Source organism: Amycolatopsis sp. FU40 (assembly GCF_021903635.1).
In the GTDB taxonomy this organism is placed as follows: domain Bacteria; phylum Actinomycetota; class Actinomycetes; order Mycobacteriales; family Pseudonocardiaceae; genus Amycolatopsis; species Amycolatopsis dendrobii.
In genome coordinates, this window is sequence record NZ_CP091381.1 from 6,998,826 (window position 1) to 7,014,146 (window position 15,321).

General features: G+C 69.1%; 14 protein-coding genes. 7 read left to right on the forward strand and 7 right to left on the reverse strand.

Annotation, left to right across the window (positions count from 1 at the left end):
• The first annotated feature begins 14 nt into the window (after positions 1-14).
• The gene (locus L3Q65_RS32880; RefSeq protein ID WP_182895767.1) at positions 15-1,436 is read left to right on the forward strand and encodes a M1 family metallopeptidase; all 1,422 of its coding nucleotides are present in this window, start codon (positions 15-17) and stop codon (positions 1,434-1,436) included.
• Here the strand turns inward: L3Q65_RS32880 and L3Q65_RS32885 are convergent.
• On the reverse strand, positions 1,412-2,818 hold the full coding sequence (locus tag L3Q65_RS32885; protein ID WP_182895768.1) for an AAA family ATPase: 1,407 nt from the start codon (positions 2,816-2,818) through the stop codon (positions 1,412-1,414). The two genes, L3Q65_RS32880 and L3Q65_RS32885, sit on opposite strands and share 25 nt — an antisense overlap.
• A 55-nt stretch (positions 2,819-2,873) precedes the next feature.
• Between L3Q65_RS32885 and L3Q65_RS32890 the strand changes: the two genes are divergently transcribed.
• Positions 2,874-3,182, forward strand: coding sequence for an antibiotic biosynthesis monooxygenase (locus L3Q65_RS32890; RefSeq protein ID WP_067576852.1), 309 nt, complete (start codon positions 2,874-2,876; stop codon positions 3,180-3,182).
• Positions 3,175-3,978, forward strand: a complete 804-nt coding sequence (locus L3Q65_RS32895; protein WP_182895769.1) for a Sir2 family NAD-dependent protein deacetylase — start codon at positions 3,175-3,177, stop codon at positions 3,976-3,978. Before L3Q65_RS32890 ends, L3Q65_RS32895 begins: the two co-directional genes overlap by 8 nt.
• On the opposite strand, the gene L3Q65_RS32900 is transcribed toward L3Q65_RS32895, so the two are convergent.
• On the reverse strand, positions 3,965-4,399 hold the full coding sequence (locus L3Q65_RS32900) for a GNAT family N-acetyltransferase (protein ID WP_237597475.1): 435 nt from the start codon (positions 4,397-4,399) through the stop codon (positions 3,965-3,967). The genes L3Q65_RS32895 and L3Q65_RS32900 overlap by 14 nt on opposite strands.
• Positions 4,396-5,349, reverse strand: a complete 954-nt coding sequence (locus L3Q65_RS32905; protein ID WP_237597476.1) for an endonuclease/exonuclease/phosphatase family protein — start codon at positions 5,347-5,349, stop codon at positions 4,396-4,398. The genes L3Q65_RS32900 and L3Q65_RS32905 overlap by 4 nt, the downstream gene beginning before the upstream one ends.
• Positions 5,350-5,458: 109 nt before the next feature.
• Between L3Q65_RS32905 and L3Q65_RS32910 the strand changes: the two genes are divergently transcribed.
• Entirely contained in the window at positions 5,459-6,436 is a 978-nt protein-coding gene (locus L3Q65_RS32910; RefSeq protein WP_182895772.1) for an ATP-binding cassette domain-containing protein, read from the forward strand.
• Positions 6,433-7,239, forward strand: a complete 807-nt coding sequence (locus tag L3Q65_RS32915; RefSeq protein WP_182895773.1) for an ABC transporter permease — start codon at positions 6,433-6,435, stop codon at positions 7,237-7,239. Before L3Q65_RS32910 ends, L3Q65_RS32915 begins: the two co-directional genes overlap by 4 nt.
• A gap of 72 nt (positions 7,240-7,311) precedes the next feature.
• Here L3Q65_RS32915 and L3Q65_RS32920 read toward each other — a convergent pair whose 3' ends face one another.
• The 3 genes from L3Q65_RS32920 to L3Q65_RS32930 form a co-directional block, all read right to left on the reverse strand.
• Positions 7,312-7,653 (reverse strand): ankyrin repeat domain-containing protein, encoded by a 342-nt coding sequence (locus L3Q65_RS32920; RefSeq protein ID WP_182895774.1) that lies wholly within the window; start codon positions 7,651-7,653, stop codon positions 7,312-7,314.
• A 49-nt stretch (positions 7,654-7,702) separates the two neighbouring features.
• Positions 7,703-7,894, reverse strand: coding sequence for a hypothetical protein (locus L3Q65_RS32925; RefSeq protein ID WP_237597477.1), 192 nt, complete (start codon positions 7,892-7,894; stop codon positions 7,703-7,705).
• Between the two features lie 230 nt (positions 7,895-8,124).
• The gene (locus L3Q65_RS32930) at positions 8,125-11,307 is read right to left on the reverse strand and encodes a BTAD domain-containing putative transcriptional regulator (RefSeq protein WP_237597478.1); all 3,183 of its coding nucleotides are present in this window, start codon (positions 11,305-11,307) and stop codon (positions 8,125-8,127) included.
• 145 nt (positions 11,308-11,452) lie between these two features.
• Between L3Q65_RS32930 and L3Q65_RS32935 the strand changes: the two genes are divergently transcribed.
• A complete protein-coding gene (locus tag L3Q65_RS32935) occupies positions 11,453-12,898 on the forward strand; it encodes a M1 family metallopeptidase (protein WP_182895776.1) in 1,446 nt (481 codons plus the stop codon).
• Positions 12,895-13,500, forward strand: a complete 606-nt coding sequence (gene pcp, locus L3Q65_RS32940; RefSeq protein WP_237597479.1) for a pyroglutamyl-peptidase I — start codon at positions 12,895-12,897, stop codon at positions 13,498-13,500. Before L3Q65_RS32935 ends, pcp begins: the two co-directional genes overlap by 4 nt.
• Before the next feature lie 3 nt (positions 13,501-13,503).
• Here pcp and L3Q65_RS32945 read toward each other — a convergent pair whose 3' ends face one another.
• On the reverse strand, positions 13,504-15,264 hold the full coding sequence (locus L3Q65_RS32945) for an Hsp70 family protein (protein ID WP_237597480.1): 1,761 nt from the start codon (positions 15,262-15,264) through the stop codon (positions 13,504-13,506).
• Positions 15,265-15,321: the final 57 nt, after the last annotated feature.

Here is a 15,321-nt window from a genome sequence, read left to right on the forward strand (position 1 = left end):
CCTAGGGTGAAGGAATGCGCAGCCGCCAGTCCGCCGTCCTCGCCCTCGCCGGCGTGCTTGCGCTGTCCGCGTGCAGCCCTGCCGAACCCGCCGCTCCACTGCCGCCGATGCATCCGAAGCCAGGTGCGAGCAGCGCGGGCGACCCGTATTTCCCCGACGACGGCAACGGCGGGTACGACGCGCTCGACTACCACGTCGACGTCAGCTACGACCCGCCGAGCGGCCGGCTCGACGGCGACACCACGGTCTCCGCGAAAGCCACCCAAGACCTCAGCCGCTTCGATCTCGACCTGCGCGGGCTGGACGTCTCGGGAGTGGAGATCGACGGGAAACCGGCGAAGTACAGCCGGGAGAAGAACAAGCTGGTCGTGACTCCGGCCGAACCGCTGCGCTCGGGTTCGACGTTCCGGACGCGCGTGCGCTATTCGGGTGTTCCGGCGAAAACCCCGCACGACGGCGGATCGGAGAACGGCTGGGCCCGCTCCGAGGACGGCGGCGCGTACCTGGTCGGCGAGCCGCATTCGGCGTCGTTCTGGTACCCGGTCAACGAAACCCCGCGCGACAAAGCGACCTTCACGCTGACCGCGCACGTGCCCACCGGCTGGACGGTCATGTCCAACGGCCGGGAGCAGGGCACCAGCGCCAAGGACGGCAAAACCACCACGACGTGGGCGGATCCGAATCCGGTGGCCAGCTACCTGACCACGATCGCGATCGACAAGTTCACCGTGCAGCGGTCCACGCTCCCGGACGGCACGCCGATCGTTTCCGGCTACGCGCCGGGAGCCGAAGCGCGCGAGGCCACCGGCGACCGGCTGCCGGAAGTGATCTCGTTCCTGGAGAGCAAGTTCGGCAAATACCCGCAGAGCGCGGCCGGCGGGATCTACCTCGACGAGGACATCCACTTCTCCCTGGAAACGCAGACCCGTCCCACTTATGCGAAATGGGCGGAAATCCTGACTTTGGTGCACGAGAACGCGCACCAGTGGTTCGGCGATTCGGTGTCGCTCAACTCGTGGGCGGACATCTGCCTCAACGAGTGCTTCGCGTCGTACGCGCAGTGGATGTGGGGCGAACGCGAGGGCCAGAACCTGGACGACCGCTACCGCGCGGCCGTCGAGATCACCAAGGGCAGCACGGACTTCTGGGGCCAGAAGCTCGTCGACATGGGGCCGGAGCACCTGTTCGAAGGCGCGTACGACAAGGGCATCCTCGCCGTGCACGCGCTGCGCCGGGAACTGGGCGAGCCGGGGTTCGAGAAGGTGCTGCACGAATGGGTCGGCCAGCATCGCAACGGCAACGCGACGTGGGCGGACTTCGAGAAGCTCGTGTCGAAGGTCGCCGGACGCGATGTGAGCGGATTCCTCAACGACTGGTTCCACGGGTCGAAACTGCCGTCGGACACCGACCTTTACCCAGGCGCGTTGCGGCCCTGACTGCCGAGCAACGACCTGGTCAGACTGCTGCGAGAGTCGTTCATCTCGGCTAGGGCCGCGCCCAGTTCCGGGTCGCCGACCCGCACGGGTTCATCGGGTCGGAGCGCCAGCGCGCGCAGCGACGCCCGGCGAAGCAGTTCCTTCATGAACGACGCCGTGACGCCTTCCGTCGCCTCGACGACTGGCGTCAGGTCGGCCGTCAGCTCCAGGTCCCGCGAATACAGCCGCAGCAGCGCTTCCCGTCCCGCGGCGTCCGGCAGCGGCACCTCCACCGCCAAGTCGACGCGGCCGGGCCGGTCGGCCAGCGCTTTCTCCAGGCTGCTCGCCCGGTTGGTGGTGAGCAGGAAGGTGACATCCGCGTCGCCGCCGACGCCGTCCATCGCGTCGAGCAGGCTGAACAGCAGCGGCGTCGGGCCGTGCGCGAGGTCGCGGTCCTCGGCGATCAGGTCGACGTCCTCCAGCACCATGACGCTCGGCTGCAGCCGGCGCGCCAGCGAAGCGGCTTGCGAGATGAACCGCATCGCGGCACCGGTCAGGATCACGACCGTGCAGTCCGGGAGCTGGCCCATCAGGTACCGCACGGTGTGCGTTTTCCCGGTGCCCGGCGGACCATGCAGCAACAGGCCGCGCTTCAGATGCTGACCCGCCTCGGCGAGGCGCGCGCCGTGTTCCGCGATGCCGAAAGTGTGCCGTTCGACCGCTTCGAGAACGCCCGCCGGCAGCACCACGTCCTCCTTGCGCAGCTCCGGCCGCGGCAGGAAGGTGACCAGCTCGTTGTTGCGGTGCTCGCTCAGCCCGAAGGCGATCACCTGGCCGCGCAGCACGTCGTGGTCGGTCATCAGCGCTTCAATGCGGTCGCGGGTCTCGGTGGCCGCCCGCCGGTCCTCGGCGATCACCTCGAGGCGGCAGTTCATCTGGCCGTACTGCGGGGCCGAGCCGCGCACGCCGACCAGCACCGGCGAACCGTCCGGCGCGACCGTGCCGACCAGCCCGAGCTGGACGACGTCCGCCGCCTCGTCCGGTCCGACCGCGACCGTCGCGTAGTCCACCGCGCCCAGTTCGTAGTGGCCGTGCTGCTTGGCCGTGACCAGCATGCCGACCAGGTCTTCGTGCCCGCGCAGACCGCCCGCGATGCCGAACCAGTCGGTGCCGATCCCGTGCTCGGCGAGGTACGCGTCGACCCCGGCCTGGATGGTGGCGTGCTCCCAGTTCTCGAAGCTGTGGGTGACCACCAGCGCCTGCGCGAGCGGCACGCCGAGGTGCCCGGTGACGCGGTCGATCAGCTCGTTCGAACCGCCCGAACCGGCCGACTCGGCCGCGGCTTTCACGAGGAGCTGCAGGTTGCGGGCCAATTCGGTGCTAAAGACTTCGTCGTCCCCCATGTGAGCAGAGTGGCACGAACCGCGAAACCAGGCCAGCCGTAAGTACGCTGGGGGCATGGCAGTGGTCAAGATCAACGCAATCGAGGTCCCCGAAGGCGCCGGCCCGGAGCTGGAGAAGCGCTTCGCCGCGCGGCTGCACTCCGTCGACAACCAGGAGGGGTTCCTCGGCTTCGAGCTGCTCCGCCCGATCGCGGGCGAGACGCGCTACTTCGTGTACACGAAGTGGGAAACCGAGGAGCACTACCAGGCCTGGGCGGGCGGTCCGGCGCGCGAGGCGCACGCGGGCGAGCGCAAGAACCCGGTGTCGACCGGCGCGAACCTGCTGGAATTCGAGGTCGTGCAGGCATCGAAGCCGGGTGAGTGACGAACTCGCCCGCGCCGCCGAGCTGATCTCGGACGCCGGCGCGCTGCTCGTGTGCGCCGGCGCCGGGATGGGCGTCGACTCCGGCCTGCCCGATTTCCGTGGCGGGGAAGGGTTTTGGCGGGCGTATCCGCCGTACGCCGGGCTCGGGCTGCGGTTCGAGGAGCTGGCCGACCCGCGGCATTTCGCCTCGGACCCGGAACTGGCCTGGGGTTTCTACGGGCACCGGCTCGACCTGTACCGGAAAACGGTGCCGCACCGCGGGTTCGGCCTGCTGCTCGAATGGGGACTGGCGAAACCTGGCGGCGTGCGGGTTTTCACGTCCAATGTGGACGGACAGTTCCAGGCGGCGGGATTCCGGCACGTCGCCGAGGCGCACGGGTCGATCCACCACCTGCAGTGCCTGGCCGGGTGCTCGCGGGAGATCTGGTCGGCCGCGGACCTGGCGGTCGACCTGGACGAGGCGACCATGCGCGCCCGGCCGCCGTTGCCGTCGTGTCCGCGGTGCGGCAGCCTGGCCCGGCCCAACATCCTGATGTTCGGGGATTTCGACTGGGTTCCGGACCGCAGTCAGGAACAGCTGGACGAACTGGCGGCTTGGCGACGCGCGCATCGCGGCGCGGTGGTGGTCGAAATCGGTGCCGGACAAGCGGTTCCGACCGTACGGCGGTATTCCGAACTCGCCAGCGCGGCAACGGGCGCACTGATCCGGATCAACCCGCGCGAGCCGCGGATCCGGCACGGACGCGGGATTTCGATCCCCGCCGGAGCGCTGGAGACGCTGATCAAGCTCGCTTGAGCGCCAGCAACGGGAACGGACGACCGTCCGAATCGGTCTCCTGCCTGCCCACGACCTCAAACCCGTGGTGCAGATAGAAACCGACCGCCTGCGGGTTCTGTTCGTTCACATCCAGCGTGAGCCCCGGGAACCGGTCCAGCGCCGCACGCAGCAACGCCGACCCGACCCCGCGACCGCGGAAATCGTCGTGCACGAACAGCATTTCCAGCTTTCCTTCGGCGATCCCGGAGAAACCCGCCGCGATTCCGTCGACCTCCGCCACGGTCAGGTCCACTTCCGGGAAGTAGAGCGGGACGCGCGTGGCGTAGTACTCGACGTCCGCCGGCGCCAGGAAATGGTGCGTCGCCTCGACTGCGCTGCGCCAGATCTCCAGCAGCCGCGGGTATTCGACCTCCCCGTTGCTTGGCCGCAAGGTCGTCATGGCAGTTGCACCTCCGCGTAAACCGCCCGGTGATCGCTTCCGGGCACATCGAGCACCTGGTAGTCCCGGATCGCGACCCGGCGGTCCACCAGCACGTGGTCCAGCGGCACGAGCGGAACCGCCGACGTCGACCAGGTCGGGACGAGGCCGTCGCCGCGTGCCTCCGCCGCGTCGACGTATCCGCGGGACAGCACCGTCCGCAGGGCCGCGTGGTCGAGAGTCGCGTTGAAATCGCCTGCCACCACGCGCAGGCCGTGCTCGCCGATCGCGCGCGACAGGTCCCGCATCTCCTGTTCCCACTGGTAGTACCCGGAATCCGGCGAACGCGGATGCGCGGCAACGATCTCCAACGTCGTCCCGCCGCCGAGGTCGGCCGCCGCGCCGGGTTGTTTCTGGGCCGAATCGCCGGTGTAGTCCTCTTCGGTGAGCGGATACCGCGACACGATGCCGGAACCGTCCACCCCGGACGCCGGGTGCATGACCCGGTACGGCAGCGTCTGGAAAAGCCCGGCTTTCTCCAGTCCGGACATCGCGGCAGGCGTCATCTCCAGCAGGTTCAGCACGTCGACCCGCTGTTCCCGGACCAGCCGCACGAGCGCCGCCGGATCGGCCTGGCCGAGGTAGAGGTTGGCCGCCAGCACCCGCACCGTCTTCCCGTTCGCCGCCGGCTGGTCGTCGGACATCACCCGCGGCGCGACGTACACCGCCAGCAGCGCCGACAACGCGAGCGCGACGCCACCGGCCCACCAGCGCCGCAGCACCAGCGCGAGTGCGGCGAGCAGCACGCCGTAGACCACGACGTACGGCGTCAGCGCCAGCAGCGCGGTCAGGTACCAGCTGCTGCCGTCCCAGCCGATCGTGCGCAGCAGAGCCACCGTCAGCAACGGCAGTCCGACCAGCACGAGCAGACCCGTGACCAGCCGGGTTCGCGTCCGCGCCTCCATCACCATGATCGAAGAGTATGCCGGGCAGGCACTGACAGGTCCGTGTCAGCGCCGTGTGCGCGGCTTGCCAGCGCCTGGATCCACTGTGTGCTGGAGCGACACAGGAGGAGGCATCATGTCGCACGCGATCCAGGCCGAGGGCCTGGTCAAGCACTACGGGGAGACGAAGGCGCTGGACGGGGTGGACCTCGAGGTCCCGTTCGGGAAGGTGGTCGGGGTGCTCGGGCCGAACGGCGCGGGCAAGACAACCGCGGTCCGCATCCTGGCCACCCTGCTGAGACCGGACGCGGGACACGCCACGGTCGGGGGTTACGACGTGGTCCGCGACCCGGTCCGGGTGCGCGGGCTGATCGGGCTCACCGGGCAGTACGCGTCGGTGGACGAGGACCTGAGCGGCACCGAGAACCTGGTGCTGATCGGGAAGCTGCTGAATCTGTCCCGGGCCGACGCCCGAGCGCGGGCAGCCGAACTGCTGGAGCGGTTCGAGCTGACCGACGCCGCCAAGCGGCCGATCCGGACGTATTCCGGCGGCATGCGGCGCAGGCTCGACCTGGCGGCGAGCCTCGTCGGCCGTCCCGCCGTGCTGTACCTGGACGAGCCGACCACCGGACTCGACCCGCACGCGCGCAACGAGGTGTGGCGGGTCGTCCGCAGCCTCGTCGCCGACGGGGCGACGGTGCTGCTCACGACGCAGTACCTGGAGGAGGCCGACCAGCTGGCCGACCGGATCACCGTGTTCGACCACGGCCACGTGGTCGCCGACGGCCGCGCCGACGAGCTGAAGCGGCGCGTCGGCGGGCAGACGCTGCAGGTGCGGCCGACGTCGCTGCGCGACCTCGACGAGGTCGACCGCATCCTGGCCGAACTCACCGGCGTCCGCCCGGTCCGCGACGACGCGACCGGACTGCTGACCGCACCGGTGTCCGACCCGGTGCTGCTGTCCACGCTGGTGCGCCGGCTCGATTCGGCGGGCATCACCTCCGACGAACTGGCGCTGCGGCTGCCCAGCCTCGACGAGGTGTTCCTGGCCCTGACCGGGCATGGCGCCGAAGACCCGAAGCCGGAGCGCGAACTCGAAGGGAGCCGGTCGTGACCACCGCAACCGCCGTGGCGGCCCCGCCCCGGCACATCAGCCCGATCCAGGGCACGAAGCACGCGTTTTCGCTTGCCTGGCGGGGAATCCTGAAGATCCGCAAGAATCCGGAACAGCTGGCCGACGTCACGCTGATGCCGATCATCTTCCTGCTGATGTTCACCTACCTGTTCGGCAACGCGCTGGGCGGTTCGATCGAGAACTACCTGCAGTCGTTCGTGCCCGGCCTGATCGTGATGAACGTGCTGCAGGCGTCGCTGACGGTCGGCACGCAGCTCAACACCGACATCACCAAGGGCGTCTTCGACCGCTTCCGCTCCATGCCGATCGCCCGCTCGGCCCCCTTGGTGGGCGCGGTGCTGGCGGACCTCGTGCGGTATGTGGTGTGCCTGGCGGTGCTGCTGACCGTGGCGACCGTGATGGGCTTCCGCGTGCAGACCGGTCCCGGGGAGTTCGTCCTCGCGATCCTGCTGGCGGTCGCGTTCGGCCTGTGCTTCTGCTGGGGTTCGGTGTTCGTCGGGATGCTGATGAAATCCCCTGGCGCGGCACAGGGCCTGATGTTCGTCTTCATCATGCCGCTGACATTCGGCAGCAACGTGTTCCTTCCGACGGCCACGATGCCGGGCTGGCTCAAGGCGTGGGCGGACATCAGCCCGGTGAGCCTGATGTCCGACGTGATGCGCGGCCTGCTCAACGGCGGCGTCGCCTACGGCGGCTCTCTGCTGGGCGCACTGGCGTGGATGGCCGGTGCGGTCGTGGTGTTCTTCCCGCTCGCGACGTGGGCCTACCGCAAGCGGGTCTGAGGGCGTCCTGCACGGGGGTGGGGACGCTGTGGTGAGTGTCTGTGTCCGGGTTCCACAGCCGGGCACAGGCACTCACTTTTGTTTTGGCGGGGTCCATGGCTGCCGATTTCGGCTGATAAAGCCGCGCATGACGTCGACAGCCAGCCAATGGCCTCGCTCCTGCGCCTCCGCAAGGACCGACAGGCCCTGGTGGCGACGGAGCGGGTCGGCTCCGCGGGCGAGAAGGAAAGCGGTGACGTCAACGTGCAATGGCTTGCCGCTTTGAATGTGGTTGTCGACTTCGGCGTCGATGGCGTGCCGCAGCAGCGTCCAGCCGTCCCCGCTGTCGTCCTCGACGTCATGACCGGCGTCGAGAATGTCCCGCAAGCGAGGCAGGTCTTCAAGTTCGACTGCTTGGTGAGCTGCTGACCACACGCCGGAACTCCTTCGCGCTCTGTGGGCGCCGCAGGTTATCGCGCAGCCTTCATCCCGCCTTGTTGACCGCGAGATGGCCGGTCAACCACTCCCCATTGCCAGACCCGATGGCTGCCTTCTCTTCCTCGTTGAACGGTGCCTTCTCCGGAAACGACCGCGCGACACCGCCGCTCGTGTCCAGGTAAGGAAAACCGCCGGGCCGGGTGCGGAAGGTGCAGGGATAGTCGCTCGAATAGAGCATCCGCCCGGTCCCGACCACCTCCGCCGTCCAACGCAGCCAGCGTTCGCTGACCGTTCCGCTGCCCGCGCCCGCACCGGTGCTTGGGGGCCGAAGTGCAGGGGGACGCGAAGGCATGCGGCGGTTCCGAGAGGTCGTCGAACTCCGGGGCGTCGGCCAGTTTGTCGCCGGTGCGGCCGTACCGCATCGCGCCGCGGGAACCCAGGCTGACCGCGTGTTCCAACTCCTCGACGTTAGTTATCGTCGAGAACAGGCGAGCGTTCCGCCTGGACCGCCTCGATCGCCTCCGCCCGGTCCAGCTGCGAGGTTTCGGCCACGAGCGCCTCGTACCGTTCCACGCCCAGCTCGCTGGTCAGGTTCTCGATGAGCTCCCGGACCTCCGGGCTTCCCAAGTCGAACCGTCCGCGCACCACCGCGCTCAGCGCGAGCAGCCGCGCGGACGACTCCAGCCGCCCCTGCTGGTACCGGATCCGCGCCAGCAGTTCGACCACGCCCGCCAGGTCCGGCATGTCGAATCGTCCGGCCGCCTGCTCGATGACCGCGAACACCGCTGGTTCCGCATCATCCGGACGGCCTTCGGCGAGCAGCAACCCGGCCTCCATGGTGCCAAGCCATTCCGCCTCGAAACCTTCCGGCGCAGGCCAATCCGCGCGCGCCGACTTCATTTCCCGGAACACCTCGCGGGCCTCGGCGACGTTGTGCTCGCGGATCAGCAGCTCAGCACGGCCGAGCAACACGATGAGGCGCAATCCGCTGTTGCCGCCGGAAGCCGCGTAGCGTTCCGCGGCCTCCATGTCCCGCCACGCACCCTCTTGGTCGCCAGCCCGCGAGCGTTCCACCGCCAGCCGCCACCACTGCTGCACGATGTCGTCCTTTGACCGCAGCTCCATCACCAGCCGCAGGCCCTCGGTGTACGCGGCGATCGCCGCTTCGTGGTCACCGGACTGCGACAGCGCCGCGGCTCGGAAACCGTGTGTCATGCCGAGACCCCAGCGGTCGCCGACCTCGGCAAAGCCTTGGTGCGCAAGCTCTCGCGCCCGGTCCGCTCCTTCGAGGTCGCCCATGTCGCCGAGGACGAAACTCTCCGCCCAGTGTCCGGCGGCGCGGCCCCAGACGTCGTCCCGTTCGACGGCCCGGCGGATCTCGCGCTTCGCCAGGTCGCGTTCGCCGTTGAGGTAGGCGATTATCGGCAACCCCACCCACAGCCACGGATTCCGTTCCACCGCACCGGTCCGCACGCAGTCCTCGATCAGTTCGGGAACGTCCACCTTCTCGTGCGGACCGGCCATGACCCGCATCAGCACCTGGATCAACCGCAGGCTCGCCGCCATGTCCGGCGGCAGCTCTCCGCTCAGTTCGAGCACCTCGTCCACGAACAGCGCGCCCCGCTCGTTCTGGCCGACGATATTGAGATACCAGAACAATCCGAACAACAGCCGGGCCGCCGAACCCGCGGAGTCCGACTCGATCGCCGCCCGCAGCGCAGCGGTGAAGTTATCGCTTTCGTGCTCGTACACGTCGATCGCCTGGAGCTGGTCCCGTCCGCGCAGCAGCGGTTCGTTGCGGTCGGCCAATTCCGTGTAATAGGCGACCATCGCCGCCCGCATCCGATCCTGTTCGCCGGACTCGACAAGCCGCTCGGTCGCGTAGGCGCGAAGAGTTTCCAGCAGGCGGTAACGCATGCCCACTACGTCCACAATGGACTTCTCCACCAGTGAACCCAGTACGTACACGATCTCTTCCGCGGGCAGTTCGTCGTCCGAGCAGACGTTTTCCACCGCCTCCTCGGAAAAACTCGCCGCGAACACCGCGAGCCTGCGCGCGAGCCGGACCTCCGCGTCACTCAGCAGATCCCAGCTCCACTCCACCACCGCGCGCAGCGTGCGCTGGCGCGGCAACGCCGTCCGGCTGCCGGAGGTGAGCAAGCGGAACCGGTCGTCGAGGCGTTCGGCGATCTGTTCGGCGGTCATCGACCGCAGTCGCGCGGCGGCCAGTTCGAGCGCCAGCGGCATTCCGTCGAGCCGTCGGCAGATCTGCCGTACTGCGTCCACTGTGGACTCGTCGAGCCGGAATCCCGGACGTACCGCCATCGCGCGATCGAGGAACAGCCGGACGGAATCGAGGGTGCCGACGTCCGAGGGCGGCGCGGCCTCGTCCGGCACCGGCAGCGGACCGAGCGGGCACAACGCTTCCCCAGTGATCGCCAACGGCTCCCGGCTCGTCGCGAGCACCCGCAACGCCGGCAGCCGACGCAGCAAATTCTCGGCCAGCTCCGCGGCGGTGTCCACGAGGTGTTCGCAGTTGTCCAGCACCAGCAACGCTTCCGTGCCGCCGAGCGTCTCCACCGCGTGTTCGAACGGATCGACCTGCCGACGCCGCGCGTCGGTCTCCGTGGTCCGAAGGTCGCGGACCTCCAACGCGTTCAGCAGCGCGGCCAGCACGTCTTCCGCATCCCGCACGCCGGCCAGCGGCACGAACCACACCAAACCGCGCGAGCGCGCCGGATGCCGCGAAGCCGCTTCCGTCGCGAGCCGCGTCTTGCCGGCCCCGCCCGGGCCGACGAGCGTGACCAGCCGGGATCCTTCGAGCAGTTCGGCCAGCAGCTTCAGTTCGTCAGTGCGACCGATGAAGCTGGTCAGCCGCTGCGGCAACCGGTCGACCACCGCGGCGACCGGCGTGTACTCGCCGCGCAGGGCACGCAGATGCACTTCCTGCAGTTCCGCCGACGGGTCCACGCCCAGTTCGTCCGCCAGCGTCGTTCGGATCGCGGAGTACGCGGCGAGCGCGTCGGCCTGCCGTCCAGCGGCGGAAAGCGCACGGATTCGCAAGCCGGCCAACCGTTCCCGCAGCGGATGCGCCTGCGCGGCGGCGGTGAGTTCCGCGAGCACGTCCGCGTGCCGGCCCAGCCGCAGTTCGGCTTCGAACCAGTCCTCAGTGGTCTCCGTGCGCCGCTCTTCCAGCAACGTCGCGGGCGCGGCGGCGAACGGCGCGTCCAGCACATCCGCGAGCGCCGGTCCGCGCCACAACGCGAGTGCGGCGGCGAGCGATTCGGCGGCAGTGCCGTCCCGGCCAGCGGCAAGTTCACGGCGCCCTTCGGCGGACAACTGCTCGAACCGGTGGAGATCCACCGCTTCCGGCGGCACCGCGAGCCGGTAACCGCCGTTGACCGACTCCAGCTCGGCACCCGCGGGGCGCAGCACCCGACGCAGCCGCGAGACCAGCGACTGGAGCGCATTGGCGGCGTCCGCAGGAGGTTCCGCGCCCCACAGTCCGTCGATCAGCGCTTCGGCGGGAACCGCGCGGCCCGCGTCGAGCGCGAGCCGGGAAAGGAGCATGCGAAGGCGGGCTCCGCCGATGTCGATCGGCGTGCCGTCCTCCCCCTCCGCTCGCAGCGGGCCAAGCAGCGCGACGCGCATGAGGTCCAGCTTTCCAGACAACGCGCGGCTCGTGTCGGGGCCCGACGGAAGTGTGGACTTTCGGGACAATCTGCCGCCAAGCGGTTACTGCCCGGCTTCCCGGCGCTACGTTGCGGAGGATTCACCCGCAGACACAGGAGCGCCCATGAGAGCACTGCACCGCTGGCGTCGCCCGGCAGTGACCGTCGCAGCCACCCTCACCGCATTGACGCTCGGCACTGGGATCGCGTCGGCCGGACCGGGAGGCTGGGACAAGCCAACGCCCGGTTCGGACGGCGCCGGAGACAGCTACTACCCGCAAGACGGCAACGGCGGGTACGAGGTCTCCGACTACGACCTCAGGATCAACTACGCTCCCGACACCCACCAGCTCGCCGGAGTCCAGACGGTCCACGCGAAGGCGACCCAGTCGCTCAGCTCGTTCGACCTCGACCTCCGCGGCCTCACCGTCGACGCGGTCCGGGTCAACGGCGCGCCCGCGAAGTTCACCCGTACCGGCGACCACGAACTCGTGATCACGCCGAAGATGCCGCTGTGGAAGGGCCTGCCGTTCACCACCGAGGTCGCCTACCACGGCGTCCCGGTCGCGATCGACGACCCGAACCTCGGCAAGAACGGCTGGCAGTTCACCAAGTCCGGCGGCGCGTTCGCGGCCGGCGAGCCGAAGTCGGCCACCACCTGGTACCCGGTCAACGACACCCCGCGCAACAAGGCGAAGTTCCGGCTGTCGATCACCGTCCCGAGCGAGTGGGGCGTCATCGCCAACGGACGCGAGGTCGGCAAGTACCGGACGCGCGCGGGCACCACGCACGTCTGGGCGGAGGACACCCCGACCGCGTCGTACATGACCACGGTCGCGATCGACAAGTGGACGTTCAACAATCGCAAGCGCGCCGACGGCACCCCGATCGTCAGCGCGTACGCGCCGGGCACCACGGACGCCACGAAGCAGGCCGACGCGCAGTTGCCGGAGGTCATCGACTTCCTCGAATCGAAGTTCGGCAAGTACCCGGTGGACGCCGCGGGCGGCATCTACCTGACTGAGCCGATCGGGTTCTCGCTCGAGACGATGAGCCGCCCGATCTACTCCGGCCGCGCAGGCAACATCAGCACGATCGTGCACGAGAACGCGCACCAGTGGTGGGGCGACACGGTCGCCGTCGACCACTGGAAGGACGTCTGCCTCAACGAATGCTTCGCGTCCTACGCGACGTGGCTGTGGGCGCAGAAGAACGGCACGGATCTCGACGCCAAGTACCTCAGCACAGTCGCCTCGGCCAGCGACGCGTTCTGGGACGGCAAGCTGTACGACATGGGGCCCGGCCACGAGTTCACCTACGTGTACTCCAAGGGCCCGGTCATGCTGCACGCGCTCAGCAAGTACCTGGGACAGGACGCGTTCGACCAGGTGCTCAAGACCTGGAACTCCGTGCACCACGACGGAAACGCGAGCATGCAGGACTTCCAGAAGTACTGTGAGAAGGTGTCCGGCATGGACTTGCAGGGCTTCTTCGACGCGTGGATCTACGGCAACGGCAAGCCGTCCGACGAGTTCCTTTACCCGGGCGACCTGAAGCCGGCCGCCGGATGACGGTTCTGCTGACGGGGTTCGCGCCCTTCGCCGGAGCGGCGACGAACCCCTCTTGGCAGGCAGCTTCGCTGGCAGCGGTGCGGCGGACGGACACGGTGGCGGTAGAGCTGCCGTGCGAGTTCGACGCGTCGCTGCCGGCGCTGCGGGCCGCGATTCTCGCGCACCGGCCGGAGCTGGTCGTCTGCGCCGGGCTGGCCGGCGGACGCGAGCACGTCACGCCGGAGCGAGTGGCGATCAACCTGATCGACGCCCGGATCCCGGACAACGCCGGTGCGCAGCCGGTCGACGTGCCAGTGGTCGGGGGCGGGCCGTCCGCATACTTCACCACGCTGCCGGTGAAAGCGGCGGTCGCGGCGATCGAGTCGGCGGGGCTGCCCGCGGCCGTGTCGTACACCGCCGGGACGTACGTGTGCAATCAAGTCTTCTACGGCTTGATGCATCTGATCGCGACGGAGTTTCCCGGACTGCGCGGCGGTTTCGTGCACGTGCCGGAGGAAGCGCGGATGCCGCTGGACTCGATCGCGCGAGCGCTCGCGATCGTGGCGGACACCGCTTTGACCGTGCACGAGGACGTGACCACGTCGGCAGGCACTCTGCACTGAGCTCTATTCGCCAGGCTGGACGGTCTGCTCGAAGAACTGCACCAGGTCCCGCGGCCGTCGGCTGGTGTGCGACGGGCTGGTGTCCATCACCGTGCCGACCACCGGGATGCCGTCGGCCTGGTAGATCAGCAGCCCGAGCTTCGGCCCGACCCCGGCGACGTAGCGGCCGCTCAGCCCGGTGCGCGTGCGCCAGGTGTCGGTCTCGACGCGGCCTGTCATGTCCTTGCGCGCACCGGGCTCGACCTGGGCGAGAGTGAGTCCTTCGTGGAACGCGACGGTGGTCTTGTCCGGGAAGCGGCACAACGCGCTGCGTACCGCGCCCAAGGCTTTCGCCAGTTCCGGGTCGTCGGAGCAGGTGGCGCGGGTTTGAATGGTCGGACCGGCCAGGCGGCGGATGCACTTCGTGAGCCCGTTTTCGCCGGGGAGCGCTGGTTGCGAACCCGCGCAAGTGATCGGCGGGGCGACTGGTTGATTCGCCGCCGGTTTGTCGTCGCCGCGGGTGACGAGAACGGCGGTCACGATTCCGGCGACGACCAGCACGGTCAGCGCGATCGCGCCGATGATCAGCGGTTTGCGGGACTTCTTCTTTTGTGGCTGCCATCCAGGCGGCGGTGGCATGGGTGCTGAGGGCCGCTGGACCGGGCCGGGCTGGTACTGGACGGGCGGCCAGGATGCCGGTGCATGCGGTGCCGGCATCGGCGTTGCCGCTGCCGGACGCTCGTCCACGTGATGCAACCCGAACGCGACCGCCGTCTCCGGCTGGTCCTCGGTCGTCGGGACCACGCCGAGCGTCGACCCGACCAGCGAGGCCAGCAACGGCATCCGGCTGGGCCCGCCGACCAGATACACGCCACCGAGCCGATCCGGCGTGAGCCCGGCCCGCGCGATCGTCGCCGCGAGCATTTCCGCACTGCGCAGCAGGTTCGGCCGAACCAACGCTTCCAACTCGGCACGGGTGACGAGAACATCGCCGAACGGATCCGGCATCGGCACCTCAGTGTGCGCGTGCCGGGAAAGACTTTCCTTGGCATCACGGACGTCTTGGAGCAGCACCCGCTGCAGCCGCCGGTCACTGGTCGTCTGCGGACGGAGAAGCCGTTGCCACTGCGCCGGATCCGCGTGCGACACCGATCGTCCGATATGGACCAGCAGGGCTTGGTCGATGTCCAGGCTGCCGAGATCCGGCAACCCGTCCTCCGCCAGCACCGCGGTCCCCGCGCCGACAACCGCACAGTCGAACGTGCCCGCGCCGAGGTCGTACACCGCGATCGGCCCGCTGGGCGCGCCCGTTTCGCGCAGAGTCGCGTAATGCGCCGCCGCCGCGACCGGCTCCGGCACCAACCGCGCCTGAACGAACCCGGCCTTGCCCGCCGCCGCCCGAAGCGTCTGCTGCCGCTGCGCACCCCAACCGGCCGGATGCGACAACCGCACCTCGTCCGGAACCCCGGAAAGCTGCCGTTCGGCCTCCTCGCCCATCCGCCGCAACACCGCGGCGAACGCGTCGACCACTGGCACCGCCCTGTCGCCAAGCAGCAGCTCACCGTCGTCGATCCGCCGTTTGGGATGAGGCTCGAACCGGCTGGGATCCAGCCGAGCCCGCCGCTCCGCGTCCTGCCCGACGACGAGCCGCCCGTCCTCCTCCGCGTACACCGCGGAAGACATGGTGACCGACCCGTCGACCTCAATAGCCCGCGGCCCGCGCCCGAAGGCCGCCAAGACGCCGACCGTGCTGGAAGTACCGAAGTCGATCGACAGGACGTCCACGCAGTTCCCCTCCCCAAATCCCCACCGCAATCGTCTCACGAGCGCGAGTGCGAGCTA